This window comes from Arthrobacter sp. TWP1-1 (assembly GCF_049897845.1).
Classification (GTDB): Bacteria; Actinomycetota; Actinomycetes; order Actinomycetales; family Micrococcaceae; genus Specibacter.
This window is the reverse complement of sequence record NZ_JAFCXC010000004.1, coordinates 192,383-210,532: the sequence shown is the minus strand read 5'-3', so window position 1 is coordinate 210,532 and position 18,150 is coordinate 192,383. Positions and strand designations below refer to the sequence as shown.

Below are 18,150 nucleotides of genomic sequence, written 5' to 3'. Positions count from 1 at the left end.
TGATGGTGGCTGCATCGCACGCATGATCGAGGCCTGGATAGCGCAAACGGAGGTCCGGGCATGAGTGCGCTGGGTGAACTCTCCAAGATCAAGCGCCGTACCGGCCCCAAGACCGCAGCCGAGAAGAGGGATGACCGGCGCGATAATAAAGCCGCCTACATCTTCCTCTTGCCGTGGCTCATTGGGCTGGTTTTCATTACCATCGGGCCCATGATGGCTTCGTTGTACCTGTCATTCACTGACTACAACCTGCTGCAGGCGCCCAACTGGATCGGGCTGGATAACTTTGCCCGCATGCTCCGGGATACGCGCCTGCATAATTCGCTTGGCGTCACCTTTACGTACGTTCTGGTGGGTGTCCCCATCCAGCTGGCCGTGGCGCTGTTGATTGCGCTCGTTCTCGATAAGGGAATTCGCGGATTGCCGTTTTACCGCTCGGTGTTTTACCTGCCGTCCCTCTTGGGTGGTTCCGTGGCAATCGCCATCTTGTGGAAGCAGATCTTCGGCACAACAGGACTGGTCAACCAGCTCCTGGCCATGGTTGGCATCGAGGGACCCGGATGGATTTCCGATCCCAATACAGCACTGGGGTCCATCATCCTCCTGCATGTTTGGACGTTCGGTGCCCCCATGATCATCTTCCTGGCCGGCCTGCGACAGATCCCCGCCATGTATTACGAGGCGGCTGAAGTGGACGGCGCCACGGCGTGGCAAAAATTTGTCAAGATCACTATCCCGCTGCTGAGTCCCATCTTCTTCTTCAACCTGGTCCTGCAGATCATTGGCGCTTTTCAGTCCTTCACGCAGGCATTCATTGTTTCCGGCGGCAGTGGCGGCCCGTCCGATTCGACCATGTTCTTCACCTTGTACCTTTACCAAAAGGGATTTGGGCAGTTCGACATGGGTTACGCATCCGCCATGGCATGGGTTTTGCTGATCATCATCGGCGCCTTTACTGCTATCAACTTCGTCGCGTCTAAGTATTGGGTGTTCTACGATGACTAATCTGCAAACTGTCTCTGAAGCTCCGGCCGTCCCCGCGGCGCCGAAACCGCCCCAGAGCAGGAAAAAGAAGGCTCGCGAGTCCCATGGATCCTTGTCCTTTAGCCGCCGGGCCCGCACCAAGGCCATGGTGAAGCACCTGATCCTCATTGTGTGCGGAGCCGTCATGATCTATCCGCTGCTGTGGATGGTGGTTTCCTCGGTACGTCCGAATGAACTAATTTTCAAGGATCCTGGGCTGTGGCTGGACGGGCTGGATATGAGCAACTACACGAACGGCTGGTCGGCATTGACGCACCCGTTCGGCCACTACATGCTCAACTCGGCGATCGTGGTGATTGGTTCCATCCTTGGCAACCTGATCTCCTGCTCCATGGCTGCCTACGCATTTGCGCGGCTGAAATTTACCGCAAGCAAATTGTTCTTCGGCATCATGCTGCTCACGATCATGCTGCCGTTCCATGTGGTGATTGTGCCCCAGTATGTCTTGTTCTCACAGATAGGTTGGGTCAACACCTTCTGGCCCTTGATTGTGCCTAAACTGCTGGCCACCGACGCATTCTTTGTGTTCTTGATGGTGCAGTTCATCCGTGGCATTCCCAAGGATCTTGACGAGGCTGCCCGGATCGACGGCGCCGGCCACCCCCGGATCTTCCTGCGGGTGATCCTGCCGCTGATGGTTCCGGCCCTGGCCACCACCACGATCTTCACGTTCATCTGGACGTGGAATGACTTCTTCGGCGCACTGATTTACCTGACGGATCCGGATATGTTCACCGTTCCAGTCGCCCTGCGGGCCTTCGTTGACTCCCAGGCCGGCACGAGCTGGGGCTCCTTGTTCGCCATGTCGATCGTGTCCCTCCTGCCGGTATTCATGGTCTTCTTGTTTGGCCAGCGATTCCTCATCAAGGGCATCGCCACCACCGGCATCAAGTAGCAAATATTTCGCATGACAGTACTTTCTCCACATGCAGGTGGGTGCTCAACCATCTTTAGGCGGAGAAAGTACTGTCATTCTCTTTAACAATTCAGCGAAACCGCGCCCCGCAGGACGTAGGATGTCCAGTGAACCTGTTCGGAGTAGATACCGGACCGCGACTGAAACGGATTCCGAGCCATGCCGCTCTTTGATATGCCAGTGGACCAACTCCGCGTCTACGCCTCGAGCGTCACTGCGCCTGCTGACTTTGAGCGCTATTGGGATGAAACCATCGACGAGGCGCGCGCGTTTCCCTTGGCCGCAAGTTTCACGCCGATGGAAAACCTGCTCACTGTCATCGACAGCTTTGACGTCTCCTTTGCAGGGTTCGACGGCGCCCCGATCAAGGGCTGGTTGCACCTCCCCGCGAACCGAGCGGCGGGCGAAAAGCTCCCGGTTGTGGTGCAGTACATTGGCTATTCGGGCGGGCGGGGCCTGATCCAGCAGGACACCGCTTGGGCGCAGGCTGGCTACGCGCATTTCATTATGGATACCCGCGGACAGGGCTACGGCGGGCTGCTGGGGGAGACCGCCGATCCGCACCCATCCGCTGGCGATGTGGCTTATCCGGGGTTCATGACCCGTGGCGTCGGCGCCCGCGACAGCTACTACTACCGCCGCGTCTACGTGGATGCCTTCCGCGCCATCGAGGCCGTCCAAAGTCACCCGGAAGTGGATGCCGCAAAGGTCATCATCACCGGGATTAGTCAGGGTGGTGGCTTGGCCATTGCCGCCGCAGGCCTCACCGCTGGAAGGCTCGACGGCGTCATTTCCGTCATGCCCGATGTCCCGTTCCTACAGGACTTCCCCCGCTCCATCGACGTTGCCGCCCGTGGGCCGTACCCGGAAATTGCGGCCTTCCTGAACCGCCACCGCACGTCCCACAAAGGTGTCCTGGAGGTGCTGAACTATTACGACGGCGTCCACTTCGCCGCGCGCTGCGTTGTCCCGGCTTTGTACTCGTGTGCTGGCATGGATGATGTTTGCCCGCCCTCCACCGTCTACGCCTCCTTCAATAATTACGGCGCCGCGGCGGCCCAACAGCCTGCCAAGGAAATGGAGTACTACCGCTTCAATAACCACGAAGGCGGGCAGGAACACCATCGTCTTCGACAGCTCCATTACGTGGCCGATTTGCTGGCCGAATAATTTCGGGCGTATGGTGTGGACATGACAAACCGTTGGTATGCGTATTTTTCGTTGGCTCTGGAGGGGCCCGCGTCTAACTGACACGCATCCAACCTTCCTTCAGAGCCAACAGGACAGAGAATCTTATTCTCTGTCCTTCGCCATTTCCGGCGGGCTCCGATGCGGGCTCGCTTCCAGCCCCCGTCAAAGGAATCATCCCCATGAGCGTCACCGCAGCCCCGCAGCCCACCACGGATACAGCAGCAGCCACCCACACCACGGCCAACCTGCGCGTCAGCCGATTCACCGAATTGCCGTCCCCTGCACAGCTAGCGGCAAAGCTGCCGTTGGACGCGAACACAAGCAACGTCGTCGAACGCGGCCGGGACCAGATTCGGGCCGTCATGGATGGCCTTGATGACAGGCTTTTGGTGGTGGTGGGCCCCTGCTCTATCCATGACACCAAGGCCGGTCTGGAATACGCCCGTCGCCTGGCCGAGACGGCCAAGGAGCATGAGGAAGACCTGCTGATCGTCATGCGTGCGTACTTCGAAAAGCCCCGCACCACTGTGGGCTGGAAGGGTCTGATCAACGATCCGGATTTGGATGGAAGCCACGATGTTGCCAAGGGTTTGGAAATGGCGAGGGAATTCCTGCTGGAGGTTGCCCGTTTGGGGATGCCCACAGGCACCGAATTCCTTGAACCGATCAGCCCCCAATACACGGCCGATCTGATCTCTTGGGGTGCAATCGGCGCCCGGACCACCGAAAGCCAGATCCACCGCCAGCTGACGTCCGGACTGTCCATGCCGGTGGGCTTCAAAAACGGCACCGACGGCGATCTTCAGGTCTCACTGGATGCCTGCAATGCCGCCAGCGCCGAGCAGTCATTCCTCGGGATCGACGGTGACGGCCGCGCCTCACTGGTAACCACCTCGGGCAATCAGGACACGCACGTCATCCTTCGTGGCGGACGCAAGGGGCCCAACTACAAGGCCGCCGACGTCGCGGATGCATCGGCCAAAGCTGCTGCGGCCGGCGTCAATCCGCGCCTGATCGTCGACGCAAGCCACGCAAATTCGGGCAAGAGTCACCACCGCCAGGCAGAGGTGGCCCTGGAAATTGGTGCCCAGCTGGAAGCCGGCGATGACTCCGCACACACCATTGCCGGAGTCATGTTGGAGAGCTTCCTTGTGGGTGGCGCGCAGAGCCTGAACGTGGAGAAAGTTGCCGCCGGTGCGGCCCAACTGACATACGGCCAGAGCGTCACCGATGCCTGCATGGACTGGGACGTCACGGCAGAGGTGCTGGCGAACCTTGCCCGCAGTTCACGGGCCCGACGTACCGCCTGAGGCATCCGCTAGCGACCCGCACGGCTCCTCTAGGAGTCGATTGAGAGCTATTTCACGCAACAACTTTCACATAGGCCCCTTCTGCCCCTAGAGTTAGCGCTAGGAGCATAAGGTGCTGGGCGCCAATAGGCAGCTCCAACTTGATTGAAATTGGATACCGAGGACGGCAATGACTCAGGAGCAGAACTTCTCCAATGTGAACTTCTTGACTGTTCAGGAAGTCGCCGAGCTCATGCGTGTGTCAAAAATGACTGTGTACCGCATGGTGCACGCCGGTGAGCTCCCTGCAGTGCGTTTCGGAAGGTCGTATCGCGTGCCTGCAAACGCCGTGGAAAGCTACCTTAGATCCGCCGTGGTCGATGGCACAGAGACGCAGGGACCTTCCAGTTCGGCGCATGCAGGGTAAAGGCGGTACCCTAGGAAAGATCCATTTTCGGCTTTGACCGATTCCTGAGATCGGTCGCCTAATCGTTTACGGCCTCATTCGAGGTTGTTCTATGCAGTTTGTGAGGAACTTTCATGGGTTCAGTAGTTAAGAAGCGCCGCAAGCGGATGTCCAAGAAGAAGCACCGTAAGCAGCTTCGCAAGACGCGTCACCAGCGTCGTAACAAGAAGTAAATCTTCTTTTTTGCGAAGACACCCGTTCACCCTTGTGGTGTGCGGGTGTTTTTTTATGTCCGAACGGCGATTGTCAGGACGGGCCGGCTGAAGCGTCGGCTGGAGGAAAAGCGTCCGGTGCTCAACGTTTACGCACCATGGTGATGCCCTTCCAAAGTCCGTACACAATGCCGGCTCCGGTTGCAGCCCGCAGGCCCAGCGTGGCTGCGCGGCGGCCGGATCGGTAATCGTAGATGGGCCAGTTGTTGTCTTTGGCGTGCTGGCGCAGTTTCGCATCGGGGTTGATGGCCACGGGGTTTCCGACGGCGGTCAGCAACGGAATGTCATTGTAGGAATCGCTATAGGCCCAGCAGCGGGCCAGATCCAGGTTCTCGCGTGCAGCAAGATCGAGAACCGCTCGCCCCTTGGCCGGACCGTGCAGGATTTCCCCCACGAGGCGACCTGTGTAGATGCCGTCCTCGATCTCAGCCACGGTGCCCAGGGCTCCTGTGAGGTTCAGGCGTTCGGCTATGACAGCGGCAACCTCTACAGGAGTCGCCGTCACGAGCCACACTTGGCGGTCGGATTTGAGGTGTTCCTGGGTCAGCGCCTTGGTGCCGGGCCAGATCTTCGAGACGATCATCTCGTCATAAACTTCTTCGCCCAGCTGGCGAACAAATTCGGCGCTAATGCCGGCGGCAAGTTTCTGGGCGGAATCCTGAACGGAATGAACGTCCTTCATGTTCTCGCCACGCGTGATGAACTTCAGCTGTTTCCACGCAAAGCCAGCCACGTCGCCGAGGGTGAAGGCCCGCTTTTGATACATTTTTCGAGCCACATGAAACAAGCTGGCGCCCTTCATCAACGTGTTGTCCACATCAAAGAAGGCTGCCTCACCCTGATACAGCGCAGCGGTCGAGGAGGCCTCGGCACTGTTGGTAGTCACGTCGGGCATGCACCGAGTCTAGTCATTTCTGCCCTTCCATGCCCGCTCCGCCACCTGCCGTTGGGGTTAACTGTGGTGAAACTTTCATTTGCGTCGGCGCCGCAGCGCTGCTCAAGAGACTGGTAGGGGAGACGCGCCAGCTTAGCGGCATAGTGAGTACCGTTGTAGCCATGGACAAAACTGAGAACTCCCAAGCCGAACCGCAGCTCCCCCTGTTGGAATTGGTGACGAAAAACGGCTGCCACCTGTGCGAAGATGCCGTCGCGGTTGTGGATGAGGTGGCTGGGGAGCTGGGGCTGCCCTGGCATGAAGTTCGCATCGACGGAGATGCCGAGCTGACAGCACGCTACGGCGAAGAAGTCCCCGTGGTGTTGGTGGATGGTGTCCAGCGCGATTTTTGGCAGATTGATCCCGTCAGGTTGCGCGGCATCCTCGCCCGGGCCATGGGCCGGGAATAGCCCGCCGCTACCCGAGGAGTACGCACGGCGACCCGCGTTTTGGGCTGTGAGGAGCTAGGTCCTAAAGTGGGGGAAGGTGGACATGGGCGGGTACCCCGCGTGTCCAGCAATCAGGCCTAGCCATGATGCGAGAATGTGGAGTGGTGTTTTGAGCCCAGTGCAGACCCCGGATGAGTCGATGGCCGAGCCGGCCCGGCAACTTCCGCCTGCCACCGTCTCGCGCCTGACCCTTTACCTACGCACCTTGAATGCGCTGGTGGCCGAGGGAGCCGAGAGTGTCTCTTCCGAAGCGCTGGCGGAATCGGCCGGCGTTGGTTCGGCGAATGTCCGCAAGGATCTCTCGTACTTAGGCTCTTATGGCACCCGTGGCGTGGGCTACGATGTCGCCAATCTGAGCCGCAAAATTGCCCAGGCGCTGGGCTTGACCCACGAGTGGCGTGTGGCCATCATCGGTGCCGGTAACCTGGGTCGCGCGCTGGCCCGGTATGCCGGATTTGAATCGCGCGGCTTTGACGTGGTGGCCCTGTTGGATGCGGACCAGCTCATTATTGGCACTGAGATTGGTTGGTTGCGGGTTGGCGATGTGGCCCAGCTTGAAACCGTACTTGCCTCCACGAGGGCCAATATGGTGGTCTTGGCGCTCCCGGCAGCCGTGGCCCAGTCAGTGTGTGATCGCGTTGTTGCCGCCGGGGTGCACAGCATCCTGAGCTTTGCCCCTGTGGCCCTTGCGGTCCCCGAGCACGTCAATCTGCGCAAGGTGGACATGGCTACCGAACTACAAATCTTGGCTTACCACGCGCAGAGTCTGCAGGCGCCGGAGCTAAAGCAGAATCGTGCAGGCGCTTAGCCCGAAGCTGTGCTCGGGTAGCCGCTGAAGTACGACGGCGGGAGGTCACCTTTGCTGCAAAGGTGACCTCCCGCCGTGGAGTCGGAGCCGGGGTGAGAGCGGCTAGCTCTTGCTCACACCCTCTTGCTCACTTCGTGCGGCTCGCCTTTTGCGCCGCGAAGAATTCCTTGGCCGGAGAGCCGAAAAGCAAAAACACGCCGATGATGCCCAATCCAACCTGAACGATCGTCAGCGGGTTTGGCTGGCTCAGGAAGACCAGCGAGATAATGGCGAGGACAAGTGCCGTTGTCCTAGCCCAAGTTGCACCCCGGCGGATTTTCCGTGCCAACAAAAAATAGCTCGCCGTCATGGCAATGCTGAGGACGAACGCCAAGAACAGCGCCACGTTGACAAGTGTCGGATCTGCGTACACCTCGGCCAGCTCGGGGGTGCTGCCCAATGCCGTTTGCAGGGCATCAATGACGGAGGACTTGACCGACGGCACAAGCATCACGGCCAGCAAGGCCACGACTGAAATTGCCTGCATGACACCGGCGGCCAGAATCATCCTTGTCGCCATGAGCACGCGGCTGGGCGGTGCCAGGTGTGTGCCGAGTCCGTTGGGCGTCCCTAGCTGTGACGGTCCGCCGGCCTGCTGTCCACCAAAGCCGGGGTATGCCTGCGAGGGAGGCAACGCCTGCGCCGGTGTATTGGCCTTCTGCGCGTCTTTCACGTCTTGGGGCGGCTCCCACCCAGCGGGCGCGTACTGGCCGTACCTAGGCACGCCTGGGGTGATCTCGCCGAAGCTGCCTTGGCGGGTTGTGGGTTGCTCTTGGGGTTCTTCACCGGAGGTGGTCATGAGAGCTGCTCTTTCAGTGTTGCCGTGGCGCCAATGCTGGCCGAACATGAAGAAAGGCCGCGCCGGGTTTCTAATAACCCTACGCGACCTCTCTTGTGGCGCCTACCTCGTGAAGTTACTGGCGAAAACTAATATCCGGGGGTTCTGGAACGTGAATTGAGCCAGGCTGTTGAATCCGGAAGCCACATGAATACTGCGGCCACGACACCCAACAGGCCAACGCCGCCGCCACCGAGGAACAACAGCAAGAAGCTCACAACCACGGTGGCTGAAAGCGCCCACCTGGCCCACTGCATGCCTTCCTTGAGCTTCATGGCGCAGATAACCACAGCCACCATGAGGGCGAGTGAGATTAGCGTCAAAACGAGACCCTTGACACTGCTCATGCCGGAGCCAAGGAGAAGCAGGGAACCGAGGAACGAAAACACGCCAAAGATGATTCCCAAGCCGGCCGTCACGAGCCACAGGATGTAGGAAACCTTCAACATCTGCGGCAGGCCATCCGTCTTGAACAGCCCGGCGAAGCCGCCGACCGGCATCACGTCATTCATGGACTTTGGCATGTCCTTGGGCATTTCAAACTTAAAGTCACCGGACTGCTGGGACTGGGGTGGCTGCTGGTAACCGGGCTGCTGGTACGGCGGAGGCGCCTGGTACCCCGGTGCTTGATACCCCGGTGGGGTAGCGCCGGGCTGGTTGGGGGGAGTTGGCGAAGAACCATAGCCGGGAGGCGGTGGTTGCGAGCCGGGCTGCTCGGGACCTGTTTGCTCATTCGGTGTGCTCATAGTCAAAACCCTAGTCGCGCGATGAACACTTGCATAGGTCTCGCTGGTGGCGACAAAAAGTGCCGGCCCGCCATGATGGCGGACCGGCACTTTAGGCCTCTTGTGAGGAGGCATTTATGCGTTGGGGAGAACCCTTATGCAGCCTTGACGAAGGCTACGTCCAAGGTGATGGTGACCTTGTCGGAGACCAATACGCCGCCTGCTTCCAGAGCTGCGTTCCAGGTCAGGCCGAATTCCTTGCGGCTGATGACGGTCTTGGCTTCGAAACCTGCGCGGGTTGCGCCGAACGGGTCAACAGCAACGCCGTTGAACTCGCCCGTGAAGGTCACGGTCTTGGAGATGCCGCGGATGGTCAGCTCGCCGGTCAGCTCGAAGTCCTCAGCGTCGCCTGACACTGCGGAGGAAACGAACGTCAGGGTGGGGAATGCCTCGACGTCGAGGAAGTCACCGCTCTTGACGTGGCCGTCGCGGCCTTCGTCGCCGGACTTGAAGCTGTCGGCCTGGATGGTGGCGGTGATGGAGGAATCGGAGAGGGTTTCGCCGAGGGTCAAGGCGCCTTCGAGCAGGGCGAACTGGCCGCGGACCTTGGAGATGCCTGCGTGGCGGACAACGAAGCCAACCGTGCTGTGTGAGACGTCGAGGTTCCAGATGCCCTGTGTGAGGCCTGCGGATTCAATGGTGGTAACTGACATGTGGAGCTCCTTGGTTTTGTTCTATACACAATGGCGGGATCGCCGTTGTGGTGACCCTTCGAAAGGTATAAGCATGCGTTTGCATCTAATATTCCCGTGTTCCAAAAAAAACTTTAGCGGCAACGGATTAACCCCTAACCAACTAACTTTGAGAAACTGGGAAACATGTCTGAAGTAACTGTTCATCTTCTGCGCCACGGCGAGGTTTTCAACCCCGATGGCGTGCTCTACGGCCGGCTCCCCGAGTTCCACCTCTCAGAGCGTGGCCGCGCCATGGCGGTGATGGTTGCCGAGCACTTTGCTGCGTTGAAGAACGACGGCGCTGCCCCGGTTTATCTGGTGGCCTCACCGCTGACGCGGGCCCAGGAAACGGCACAGCCCACGGCTGAGGCGCTGGGCCTGGAGATCGTGACCGATCCGCGCATCATCGAAGCGGAGAATCACTTCGAGGGAATGAAGGTCAACAAGGCGGAGCTGCTTAAGCCCAAGCACTGGCCTTATTTCGTGAACCCGTTGCGACCCTCCTGGGGTGAAGCGTACGCAGCCCAGGCGCAACGCATGCTGGAAGCGGCGCGGGATGCCCGCCGTCGTGCCTTCGAAATTGGCGGAGACGGCGCACAAGCCATCATGGTCAGCCACCAGCTGCCCATCTGGTCCACTCGGCGCAGTGCCGAGGGGAAGAACCTTTGGCATGATCCGCGTAACCGCGAGTGCACGCTGGCATCGCTGACGTCCTTGACGTTCAACGGCGAAGACATTGTGGATGTCGTGTACAGCGAACCGGCTGCCGCATTGCTACCCGGCGCCTCAACCACTCCCGGCGCGTAGCTTCACAAGCTCAACGTACACAGCTGACAATCAGCTATTCGACGTAGCGTAGAAGATAATGCCATTTCTGCGACCGCCCAATGGCCTCCCCATGAAACGAAAGATTTGCGTCGTGACTTCCTCGATGAGCCGTAGATCGCTCTTTGCCGCCGGCGGTGCCGCACTGACGGTGGCCTTGGCCGCATGCTCAAGCAATGACCCGTTGGCGGACCAGGCCAACGCAGGCGATAACAAGAATTACATTGCCGGGGACGGATCTGTCACCGAATACGGGGTCAACGATCGCAAGGACCCGGTCACGTTCACGGCGGCCCTCTTCGATGGCACCACGGTGGACGCCGCGGATTTCCCCGGCCAAGTCACCATCATGAACTTTTGGTACGCGGCTTGCGCCCCGTGCCGTTTGGAAGCCCCTGACATGCAGGCTCTCAACACCGAATTCAGCCCCAAAGGTGTGCAGTTCCTCGGCGTGAACGTCCGCGATGAAAAGGCCGCCGCCGAAGCTTTCGAGCGCAACTTCGGCCTGACGTATCCGAGCATTGTGGACAAGGATGGCGGTGTCCTGCTGGCGCTGACCAAGTTTGTGCCACCCGCCGCCGTTCCCACCACCTTGGTGCTGGATAAAAAGGGCCGGGTCTCTGCCCGCATCCTCGGTGTCGCCGACAAGGGCACGTTGAAGGCCCTTATTACCTCCGCCCTCGCGGAAAACTAGCGGCCACCCACCTCCATGAACAATCCCTTTGCCGAAACGGTACTGACCGGCTCCATGTTGTTGGCCATACCTGTTGCCCTGCTGGCCGGGCTGGTCTCCTTCCTTTCACCGTGCGTGCTGCCTCTGGTTCCGGGCTATTTGGGCTACGTGAGCGGGCTCAGCGGCGCGGATCTGCAGGATCAGCGCCGCGGGCGCATGTTTGCTGGCATCGGGCTGTTTGTGCTGGGTTTCTCGGTGGTATTCATGCTCATTGGCGCCGTGTTTGGACAGCTCGGGGCCTGGCTCATGGGGCCCGACGCCGCCTGGGTCACCCAGGTGCTTGGCCTCGTGGTGATCTTCATGGGCATCGTATTCCTTGGCGGCATGAGCTGGTTCCAGGGCGAGGCCAAGATTCACGCGAAGCCGCCGGCTGGGCTGTGGGGTGCGCCGATCTTGGGCCTGACATTCGGCTTGGGATGGGCGCCATGCATCGGCCCAACCTTCAGCGCCGTGCAGTTGTTGGCTTTCTCCGATGGTCCCAACGCGGCCAAGGGCGCGTTCCTGACCTTTGTCTATTGCTTGGGACTGGGATTGCCGTTCCTGCTGATTGCCCTGGGGGCCCGCAAGGGGCTGGGTGCGCTGGCCTTTTTCAGGAAACACCGACGGGGGCTGCAGTACTTTGGCGGCGGCATGTTGATTGTTCTGGGATTGTTGATGGTGACCGGGTTGTGGGGCACGTGGATCAACGAATTACAGTTTTGGTTTGCGAATGAAGTGAGATTGCCAATCTAATGAAAGAGACAGTGGTGGAAGAACCCAAGAGCAAGGCGCCGAAACCCGCCGGTGGTGAGGTGGTGCTGCCGCAACTCGGGTTCTTCGGGATGGTTCGCTGGGCCTGGCGGCAGCTGACAAGCATGCGCACGGCCTTGTTCCTGTTGCTGTTGCTGGCCGTGGGTGCCGTGCCCGGCTCCCTGTTCCCGCAGCGTTCTTCGGCTCCGGCCGAGGTGACCCAGTACCTGAAGGACAACCCGGGCTCGGGTCCCATCATGGACTGGTTCAAGCTCTTCGACGTGTATTCCTCACCGTGGTTTGCCGCCATTTATCTGCTGCTGTTCACCTCCTTGATTGGCTGTGTCATTCCGCGCGCCAAGATTCATTGGAAGGCCATGCGTTCCGCGCCGCCGCGGACGCCCAAGCGGCTCTCCCGGTTGGCCGAATATGGCACCGTAACGATCCCCGCCGCGAACGCGATCGACGCCGAGACCGCCGTCAAAGACGCCGCAGCTGCGCTGAAGCAGCGTGGATACCGCGTGGACGTCCGGGACCTCGACACCGACCGGCCCTCGGTGGGTGCCGAGATCGGATTCCTGAAGGAAGTCGGCAATCTGCTCTTCCACACGGCCATGATCGGCGTCCTTGCGGCCATCGCCTACAGCGGACTCTTTGGCTACAGCGGCCAGCGGGTGCTCGTTGAGGGCGAAACGTTCGTCAACACCTTGAGCAGCTACGACACCTTCACCCCCGGCACCAACTTCTCGGATGACACCCTGGAACCGTATTCGGCGCAGCTGGAAAGATTGGTGGTCAAGTATGACAGGTCCACCGAGGCCCACTATGGGCAGCCGCTGGACTTCAACGCCACCCTGAAGGTCAAGGACGGCACGGATGCCGAAGCCGAGACGAAGACCCTGAAGGTCAATGAGCCTGTAGGGATTGGTGGAACCAACATCTACCTCGTGGGCAACGGCTATGCCCCGGTTGTCACGGTCAAGGATGGTGAAGGCAATGTCTCATTCCAAGGTCCCGTCATCACCATTCCCACCGACGGCGCCTACACCTCCCTCGTGGTCATCAAGGTTCCCGATGCAAAGCCGAACCAGCTTGGCTTTGTAGGATTCTTCCTGCCCACGGCGTTGGTCGATGAAAAGGGTGTGGCCTTCGGTTCCGATCCTGACCCGTTCAACCCGCAGCTCAACCTGAATGCCTACACGGGCGATCTTGGGCTCGACGGCGGTGTGCCGCGCAACGTCTACACACTTGACACCTCCACGCTCACCGAAATCAACTCACGTAACCTCGACGCCGGCGGTATTGTGTTGGCCCCGGGGCAGAGCTACGACCTTCCCGGCGACAACGGCAGCATCAGCTTTGACGGCATTAAGCGTTTTGCGGCCCTCGACATCCGCCATGACCCCGGACAGGTTTACGTCTTGGTGTTCGCGGTGCTGGCCTTGGCCGGTCTGATTGCCTCCTTGTTCTTCAACCGCCGCCGCGTGTGGGTTCGCACCGGTAACCACCCGGACGGGCGCACCATGGTGGAATTTGGCCTGCTGGCTCGTGGTGAGGACCACCGCCTGGCGGGCGAGTACATCGCCATCAACAAGGCCCTGCACAGCAAGTGGCTGGTGCCATTGGAGGATGCAGAGCAAAATGGTGAGCAGACCCCAGCAGTAACGGAAAATTCCGCACCCGGCGACACCCCCGCAACTAAGGATCAGTAATGCAAGATATCAATGAGGGCTTTGCCCAACTCAGCGAGCAGCTCATGCTGGTTGCCGGTATGGCGTACGCGGTGGCTTTCTGTGCCTACGTCTGGGACTTGTTCACCTTCAGCAAGGCCGCCAAGGCGGGCCTGGCAGGCCAGGAAACTTCAGCCCAGGCTGGCGTGCTCGCCGGAGTTGGGGCCCGCGGCGCAACGGGCCAAGGACTGGAAAGCGGGCCGCAGGATCGCGGCGTGCGCCCTAGCAGCAAAACCCATGCGGGCTCTGACGGAGTAACTGCCGGAGACTCTATGCTCTATGGCAAGGAACGCCGCGTCGTTGCCCGGGTTGCCGTGGCACTAACCGTCGTTGCCGCCGTCGTCCAGGGCTTTGCCGTGGTCTTCCGTGGGCTCGCCGCCGGTCGTGTGCCGTGGGGCAATATGTACGAATTCTGCACCACGGGCAGCTTTGCCGTGGCCATCGTGTTCCTGCTGGTTTTGACCCGCCGCGATCTGCGGTTCCTTGGCACCTTTGTTGTTGGCCTCATTCTGCTCATGGTCGTTGCAGCGTCGGTCGCATTCTGGACGCCGGTGGGCCATCTGGTACCCGCGCTGCAGAGCTACTGGCTGGTCATTCACGTCTCCATCGCCGTGCTGTCCTCGGCGTTCTTTACGCTGACGTTCGCCATGTCGGTGCTGCAGCTTTTCCAGTCCCGCCGTGAGGCTGCCATCGCTGCTGGCAAGAAGGACAAGGCTCTCGTCATGCGCCTTGTGCCGAACGCGCTGAGCCTTGAGAACCTGTCCTACCGCATCAACGGCATCGCGTTTGTTGGCTGGACCCTGACCCTGATGTTTGGTTCCATCTGGGCCGAAAAGGCGTGGGGTCGCTTCTGGGGTTGGGACACCAAGGAAGTGTGGACGTTTGTTATCTGGGTTGTTTACGCCGGCTACCTGCACGCCCGCGCGACGAAGGGCTGGACGGGTACCCGTGCCGCCTGGCTCTCGATTGTCGGCTACCTGTGCGTGGTCTTCAACTTCACCATTGTGAACATGTACTTCTCCGGCCTGCACTCCTATGCAGGTGTGGGCAGCTAACTACTGCCGTTGAGCTTGGACACAACAACGCCTCGAGATGCGATTCGCACCCGGGGCGTTGTTGTGTCTGGCGCCGGTTGCGAATCCCGGCGTGTTTGCGCCGCTACTTCATGCCGCCCTTGAGGATCCCGGGCTTCGTATAACCGCGGGCTAAAATGGCCAGCGCCAAAGCGGCCACCATCAGCCCAAAGTCACGTAGGGCGACATCGTAGAATCCGGAGTACGTCAACAAGTTCACGATGATGCCCGCGAGCCAGAACGCAACCACAAAAGCGGCGTACCGTGGCCGCAGGACCATGGAGGTGGCCGCGATGATCTCCACGATCCCGATAGCGAGCATGGTCCCGTGGGCGCTCAACGGCGAGATGTTGGCGACCCACGGGGCAAGATAGCCCTCCCAATTCGTGAGGACGTTGAAGAACTTATCCAGCCCCATGATGAGCGGGATCGCGATGAAACCGATCCACAGCAGCAGGAACGCACCGTAGGCCGGCTCGGCCTTGGCCCGCGCCAGTGCGTGGGACGTCCATCCGGTGGATGGGGCGGGGATTGAATGGGTTGCCATGACTCCTCCATCTAAAAACAGAACTTATGTTTTTAGACTGCGCCTCATTCGCCGCCTTGTCAACAACTGAATTCTCGGCCATCGACAGCCACCAAGATGGCGTTATTTCCCTAGAGCTGCGCCACCTGGCCGTTTTCCACGGACCAGCGCGTATCTAGGCGTACTGTTTCCAACAGTCGGCGGTCGTGGGTGACCAGCAGAAGTGTGCCCTCATAGCTTTCCAGGGCTTCTTCGAGCTGCTCGATCGCCGGCAGGTCAAGGTGGTTGGTTGGCTCATCGAGCACCAGTACGTTAACCCCGCGGGCCTGCAACAACGCTAACGACGCGCGGGTGCGTTCGCCGGGGGAGAGCGCACCAACGGGGCTGGTCACCTGATCGGCCTTGAGTCCGAATTTTGCCAACAAGGTGCGGACTTCCGCCTGGTTCATCTCCGGGACCAGCGTTTCAAAACCATCTCCCAGCGGGACATCTTCGGGGAACTGGCTGCGGGCCTGGTCGATCTCGCCGATGGCGACATTCGCACCCAGTGAGGCAACGCCGCTGTCCGGCGCCGTGCGGCCCAGCAACAGGCGCAACAGCGTGGACTTGCCCGCGCCGTTTGGGCCGGTGATGCCGATCCGTTCACCGGCGTTGACCTGCAGCGAGACGGGGCCCATCGTGAAGTCGCCCTGCTTGATCACGGCCGCATTCAACGTGGAGACCACCGTGCTGGAACGCGGGGCTGCGGCGATGCTGAACTGCAGCGCCCACTCCTTGCGCGGTTCCTCGACCTCGTCCAGGCGGGCAATGCGGGACTCCATCTGGCGTACCTTTTGGGCCTGCTTTTCGGAGGATTCGGAGCTTGCCTTGCGGCGGATCTTGTCGTTGTCCGGGGCCTTCTTCATGGCGTTGCGCACGCCCTGCGAACTCCACTCGCGCTGCGTCCGGGCGCGCCCCACGAGGTCGGCCTTCTTGTCGGCAAACTCATCATAGGCCTCGCGGGCGTGGCGCTTGGCGATGGCGCGCTCCTCCAGGAAGGAGTCGTAGCCGCCGTCGTACACGGCCACCTTGTTTTGTGCCAGATCCAGCTCCACCACGGACGTGATGGTGCGGGCAAGGAACTCGCGGTCATGCGAGACCAGGACAACGCCGCCGCGCAACCCCTTCACGAATTCCTCGAGCCGCGCCAACCCGGCCAGGTCAAGATCGTTGGTTGGCTCGTCAAGAAGGACGACGTCGAAGCGGCTCAGCAGGAGGGCGGCCAAGGCCACGCGGGCGGCCTGCCCACCGGAAAGTCCTGTCATGGTGGCGTCAGGGCCAACGTCGAGGCCCAGCTCGGCCAGGGTTGCCGGAATGCGATCATCGAGATCTGCGGCACCGCAGGCTAGCCAGTGGTCCAGGGCTGCTGCGTAGCGGTCGTCGTCTTCGGACTTGCCGGACCCCAGGGCCTCCGCAGAGCTTTCCATGGCGAGCGTGGCTTCGGTGCAACCTGTGCGTCGACCAATATAAGCGGCAACAGATTCGCCTTCAATCCGCTCGTGCTCCTGCGGTAGCCAGCCCACGAAAGCATCGGATGGGGCAGTGCTCACGGTGCCGCCCTGAGGTGTGGCCGCGCCGGCCAGCAGGCTCAACAGGGTCGACTTGCCTGCACCGTTGGCGCCTACCACCCCGATCACATCACCAGGGGCCACTGTGAAGGAGAGGTTACTGAAAAGGGTGCGGTGTGCGTGGCCTCCGGAGAGGTCCTTCGCGACAAGGGTTGCGCTCATGATTCCATCTTAAGTTGCTTCAGTGTGTCCACCTGACGGGCGTGGCATGGGTCTCGCCGGGAGAGCGCGGGCGCATCCCGGTGGGCCTTCCCGCCGCAGAACCTTGTGCTCCCCTGTTCCTCACGTTGAGCCGTCACATAACGCCCTTATAGAACGATCTAAACGGCGTTATCTGACGGCTCAACGGGTCTACAGGGTGCATTTGTGGGAGGCGGGCGCATTTTGGTGGGGGCAGGCAGCTGGGAGGTGGCGGCCACTCGGGGCGGGGAGTGCCCGGCGTCGTGCATGGGAAATGTTGCTGCAGATGACGGCAGGCTTGAAGCCGGGCGCCAGCCACGGGCAAACTAATGAGCAGAATCAAGAGTTTCGACCATGCGGCCCTGGCCGGTCGAACGGCAACCCTCGCAACCATAGTGGGGTGCCCCAGGTGACGATTCGACGCTCTCGGCACTTGCCGCGGGCGTAAGTATGGCGCGGTGCTCGGCACTCGCCTTCACACGAAGGAAAAAATCATGTCTGAAACAACCACACTGATCAACGACGCCGCAGTACGCTCAACCCGCCTGGGCGAAGCCGGTGCGGCTTGGGGCCAGCGGATCGGGGCCAGCCCTGACAATGCGAAATTGACGTACAAGGTGGCCGGCGTGGGCGTTGGTTCGGTGGCCACACGCATCAGCTCCGGCAAGCACCAATTCACGGTGGACGAGCCCGCCGCGTTGGCCGGTGACGACACCGCTGCCAGTCCCGTTGAGTACGCCCTGGGTGCGGTCATCTCTTGCCAGGTGGTTGTCTACCGCCTGTACGCCGAGCAGTTGGGCATCCAGGTGGACGACATCACCATCAACGCCGAGGGCGATCTGGACGTTCGCGGATTGTTCGGCATCGATGAAACCATCCGCCCCGGGTTCACCGACATCCGGCTGGCCGTCAACATCACCGGCCCGGAATCGCAGGAACGTTATGACGAGCTGGCCCGTACGGTGGAGGCGCGTTGCCCCGTCCAGGACCTGTTCAGCAACGCCACTCCGTTCACCACCGTCATCACCAAGGTCTAAGCGGGTTGCATTGGCTGGTGCGTGATCGAGGAATAAGCAAAGGGAATCGAACGTACCGGCCATCG

The 18,150-nt window shown here is 60.7% G+C and carries 20 protein-coding genes and 1 riboswitch; of the genes, 14 read left to right on the top strand and 6 right to left on the bottom strand.

The genetic code is table 11. The features are described from left to right. Nucleotides 1-60 precede the first annotated feature (60 nt). The 6 genes from ACP7B9_RS09725 to ACP7B9_RS09700 all read left to right on the top strand — a co-directional run bounded on the left by ACP7B9_RS09725 (nt 61) and on the right by ACP7B9_RS09700 (nt 5,079). Nucleotides 61-1,005, top strand: coding sequence for a carbohydrate ABC transporter permease (locus ACP7B9_RS09725; protein ID WP_425862858.1), 945 nt, complete (start codon nt 61-63; stop codon nt 1,003-1,005). Then, nucleotides 998-1,939 (top strand): carbohydrate ABC transporter permease, encoded by a 942-nt coding sequence (locus tag ACP7B9_RS09720; RefSeq protein ID WP_425862856.1) that lies wholly within the window; start codon nt 998-1,000, stop codon nt 1,937-1,939. Before ACP7B9_RS09725 ends, ACP7B9_RS09720 begins: the two co-directional genes overlap by 8 nt. A gap of 180 nt (nt 1,940-2,119) precedes the next feature. Beyond that, the gene (locus tag ACP7B9_RS09715) at nt 2,120-3,130 is read left to right on the top strand and encodes an acetylxylan esterase (protein WP_425862855.1); all 1,011 of its coding nucleotides are present in this window, start codon (nt 2,120-2,122) and stop codon (nt 3,128-3,130) included. Between the two features lie 200 nt (nt 3,131-3,330). Then, nucleotides 3,331-4,461, top strand: coding sequence for a 3-deoxy-7-phosphoheptulonate synthase (locus ACP7B9_RS09710; protein ID WP_425862853.1), 1,131 nt, complete (start codon nt 3,331-3,333; stop codon nt 4,459-4,461). A gap of 169 nt (nt 4,462-4,630) precedes the next feature. Then, nucleotides 4,631-4,867, top strand: a complete 237-nt coding sequence (locus tag ACP7B9_RS09705) for a helix-turn-helix domain-containing protein (protein WP_425862850.1) — start codon at nt 4,631-4,633, stop codon at nt 4,865-4,867. Between the two features lie 113 nt (nt 4,868-4,980). Further along, nucleotides 4,981-5,079, top strand: coding sequence for a 30S ribosomal protein bS22 (locus tag ACP7B9_RS09700; RefSeq protein ID WP_074712200.1), 99 nt, complete (start codon nt 4,981-4,983; stop codon nt 5,077-5,079). 121 nt (nt 5,080-5,200) lie between these two features. Here ACP7B9_RS09700 and ACP7B9_RS09695 read toward each other — a convergent pair whose 3' ends face one another. Next, nucleotides 5,201-6,013, bottom strand: a complete 813-nt coding sequence (locus ACP7B9_RS09695) for an HAD family hydrolase (protein ID WP_425862847.1) — start codon at nt 6,011-6,013, stop codon at nt 5,201-5,203. 161 nt (nt 6,014-6,174) lie between these two features. Here ACP7B9_RS09695 and ACP7B9_RS09690 point away from each other — a divergent pair, with 161 nt between their 5' ends. Then, nucleotides 6,175-6,462 carry a glutaredoxin family protein gene (locus ACP7B9_RS09690; protein ID WP_425862846.1) on the top strand — a complete coding sequence of 96 codons (288 nt, stop codon included), beginning with the start codon at nt 6,175-6,177 and terminating at the stop codon, nt 6,460-6,462. Nucleotides 6,463-6,640: 178 nt separating this feature from the next. Further along, the gene (locus ACP7B9_RS09685; RefSeq protein WP_425863143.1) at nt 6,641-7,309 is read left to right on the top strand and encodes a redox-sensing transcriptional repressor Rex; all 669 of its coding nucleotides are present in this window, start codon (nt 6,641-6,643) and stop codon (nt 7,307-7,309) included. A 127-nt stretch (nt 7,310-7,436) separates the two neighbouring features. Here ACP7B9_RS09685 and ACP7B9_RS09680 read toward each other — a convergent pair whose 3' ends face one another. From ACP7B9_RS09680 to ACP7B9_RS09670, 3 genes are all read right to left on the bottom strand, one after another. After that, nucleotides 7,437-8,147, bottom strand: a complete 711-nt coding sequence (locus ACP7B9_RS09680) for a hypothetical protein (RefSeq protein ID WP_425862845.1) — start codon at nt 8,145-8,147, stop codon at nt 7,437-7,439. 128 nt (nt 8,148-8,275) lie between these two features. Continuing rightward, nucleotides 8,276-8,932 carry a hypothetical protein gene (locus tag ACP7B9_RS09675; RefSeq protein WP_425862843.1) on the bottom strand — a complete coding sequence of 219 codons (657 nt, stop codon included), beginning with the start codon at nt 8,930-8,932 and terminating at the stop codon, nt 8,276-8,278. 134 nt (nt 8,933-9,066) lie between these two features. Continuing rightward, nucleotides 9,067-9,624, bottom strand: a complete 558-nt coding sequence (locus tag ACP7B9_RS09670; protein ID WP_425862841.1) for a YceI family protein — start codon at nt 9,622-9,624, stop codon at nt 9,067-9,069. 165 nt (nt 9,625-9,789) lie between these two features. On the opposite strand from ACP7B9_RS09670, the gene ACP7B9_RS09665 reads away from it, so the two are divergent. The 5 genes from ACP7B9_RS09665 (at nt 9,790) to ccsB (ending at nt 14,717) form a co-directional block, all read left to right on the top strand. Beyond that, entirely contained in the window at nt 9,790-10,452 is a 663-nt protein-coding gene (locus ACP7B9_RS09665; RefSeq protein WP_425862840.1) for a histidine phosphatase family protein, read from the top strand. Nucleotides 10,453-10,576: 124 nt separating this feature from the next. Beyond that, on the top strand, nt 10,577-11,164 hold the full coding sequence (locus tag ACP7B9_RS09660) for a TlpA family protein disulfide reductase (protein ID WP_425863141.1): 588 nt from the start codon (nt 10,577-10,579) through the stop codon (nt 11,162-11,164). Between the two features lie 15 nt (nt 11,165-11,179). Then, nucleotides 11,180-11,935 (top strand): cytochrome c biogenesis CcdA family protein, encoded by a 756-nt coding sequence (locus ACP7B9_RS09655; protein ID WP_425862838.1) that lies wholly within the window; start codon nt 11,180-11,182, stop codon nt 11,933-11,935. Next, nucleotides 11,935-13,644, top strand: a complete 1,710-nt coding sequence (resB, locus tag ACP7B9_RS09650; RefSeq protein ID WP_425862836.1) for a cytochrome c biogenesis protein ResB — start codon at nt 11,935-11,937, stop codon at nt 13,642-13,644. Before ACP7B9_RS09655 ends, resB begins: the two co-directional genes overlap by 1 nt. Further along, nucleotides 13,644-14,717, top strand: a complete 1,074-nt coding sequence (gene ccsB / locus ACP7B9_RS09645; RefSeq protein ID WP_425862835.1) for a c-type cytochrome biogenesis protein CcsB — start codon at nt 13,644-13,646, stop codon at nt 14,715-14,717. The genes resB and ccsB overlap by 1 nt, the downstream gene beginning before the upstream one ends. Before the next feature lie 103 nt (nt 14,718-14,820). Here the strand turns inward: ccsB and ACP7B9_RS09640 are convergent, their stop codons facing one another. Beyond that, nucleotides 14,821-15,282, bottom strand: coding sequence for a hypothetical protein (locus tag ACP7B9_RS09640; protein WP_425862833.1), 462 nt, complete (start codon nt 15,280-15,282; stop codon nt 14,821-14,823). Nucleotides 15,283-15,392: 110 nt separating this feature from the next. Next, the gene (locus tag ACP7B9_RS09635; protein ID WP_425862831.1) at nt 15,393-17,030 is read right to left on the bottom strand and encodes an ABC-F family ATP-binding cassette domain-containing protein; all 1,638 of its coding nucleotides are present in this window, start codon (nt 17,028-17,030) and stop codon (nt 15,393-15,395) included. Nucleotides 17,031-17,385: 355 nt separating this feature from the next. Then, nucleotides 17,386-17,505: riboswitch (SAM riboswitch) on the top strand. Nucleotides 17,506-17,542: 37 nt separating this feature from the next. Between ACP7B9_RS09635 and ACP7B9_RS09630 the strand changes: the two genes are divergently transcribed. Further along, nucleotides 17,543-18,085: an OsmC family protein gene (locus tag ACP7B9_RS09630; RefSeq protein WP_425862830.1), complete on the top strand. Its 543-nt coding sequence runs from the start codon at nt 17,543-17,545 to the stop codon at nt 18,083-18,085. The last annotated feature ends 65 nt before the right edge of the window (nt 18,086-18,150 follow it).

What these genes read in the sequence shown, in the direction of transcription:
- ACP7B9_RS09655 (WP_425862838.1), top strand. Translation starts at nt 11,180, where the DNA reads ATGAACAATCCCTTTGCCGAAACGGTACTGACCGGCTCCATGTTGTTG.
- ACP7B9_RS09700 (WP_074712200.1), top strand. Translation starts at nt 4,981, where the DNA reads ATGGGTTCAGTAGTTAAGAAGCGCCGCAAGCGGATGTCCAAGAAGAAG.
- ACP7B9_RS09685 (WP_425863143.1), top strand. Translation starts at nt 6,641, where the DNA reads ATGGCCGAGCCGGCCCGGCAACTTCCGCCTGCCACCGTCTCGCGCCTG.
- ACP7B9_RS09635 (WP_425862831.1), bottom strand. Translation starts at nt 17,030, where the DNA reads ATGAGCGCAACCCTTGTCGCGAAGGACCTCTCCGGAGGCCACGCACAC.
- ACP7B9_RS09705 (WP_425862850.1), top strand. Translation starts at nt 4,631, where the DNA reads ATGACTCAGGAGCAGAACTTCTCCAATGTGAACTTCTTGACTGTTCAG.
- ACP7B9_RS09680 (WP_425862845.1), bottom strand. Translation starts at nt 8,147, where the DNA reads ATGACCACCTCCGGTGAAGAACCCCAAGAGCAACCCACAACCCGCCAA.
- ACP7B9_RS09630 (WP_425862830.1), top strand. Translation starts at nt 17,543, where the DNA reads ATGTCTGAAACAACCACACTGATCAACGACGCCGCAGTACGCTCAACC.
- ACP7B9_RS09690 (WP_425862846.1), top strand. Translation starts at nt 6,175, where the DNA reads ATGGACAAAACTGAGAACTCCCAAGCCGAACCGCAGCTCCCCCTGTTG.
- ACP7B9_RS09695 (WP_425862847.1), bottom strand. Translation starts at nt 6,013, where the DNA reads ATGCCCGACGTGACTACCAACAGTGCCGAGGCCTCCTCGACCGCTGCG.
- ACP7B9_RS09660 (WP_425863141.1), top strand. Translation starts at nt 10,577, where the DNA reads ATGAGCCGTAGATCGCTCTTTGCCGCCGGCGGTGCCGCACTGACGGTG.
- ACP7B9_RS09715 (WP_425862855.1), top strand. Translation starts at nt 2,120, where the DNA reads ATGCCGCTCTTTGATATGCCAGTGGACCAACTCCGCGTCTACGCCTCG.
- ACP7B9_RS09670 (WP_425862841.1), bottom strand. Translation starts at nt 9,624, where the DNA reads ATGTCAGTTACCACCATTGAATCCGCAGGCCTCACACAGGGCATCTGG.
- ACP7B9_RS09675 (WP_425862843.1), bottom strand. Translation starts at nt 8,932, where the DNA reads ATGAGCACACCGAATGAGCAAACAGGTCCCGAGCAGCCCGGCTCGCAA.
- ACP7B9_RS09665 (WP_425862840.1), top strand. Translation starts at nt 9,790, where the DNA reads ATGTCTGAAGTAACTGTTCATCTTCTGCGCCACGGCGAGGTTTTCAAC.
- ACP7B9_RS09640 (WP_425862833.1), bottom strand. Translation starts at nt 15,282, where the DNA reads ATGGCAACCCATTCAATCCCCGCCCCATCCACCGGATGGACGTCCCAC.
- ccsB (WP_425862835.1), top strand. Translation starts at nt 13,644, where the DNA reads ATGCAAGATATCAATGAGGGCTTTGCCCAACTCAGCGAGCAGCTCATG.
- ACP7B9_RS09710 (WP_425862853.1), top strand. Translation starts at nt 3,331, where the DNA reads ATGAGCGTCACCGCAGCCCCGCAGCCCACCACGGATACAGCAGCAGCC.
- ACP7B9_RS09725 (WP_425862858.1), top strand. Translation starts at nt 61, where the DNA reads ATGAGTGCGCTGGGTGAACTCTCCAAGATCAAGCGCCGTACCGGCCCC.
- ACP7B9_RS09720 (WP_425862856.1), top strand. Translation starts at nt 998, where the DNA reads ATGACTAATCTGCAAACTGTCTCTGAAGCTCCGGCCGTCCCCGCGGCG.
- resB (WP_425862836.1), top strand. Translation starts at nt 11,935, where the DNA reads ATGAAAGAGACAGTGGTGGAAGAACCCAAGAGCAAGGCGCCGAAACCC.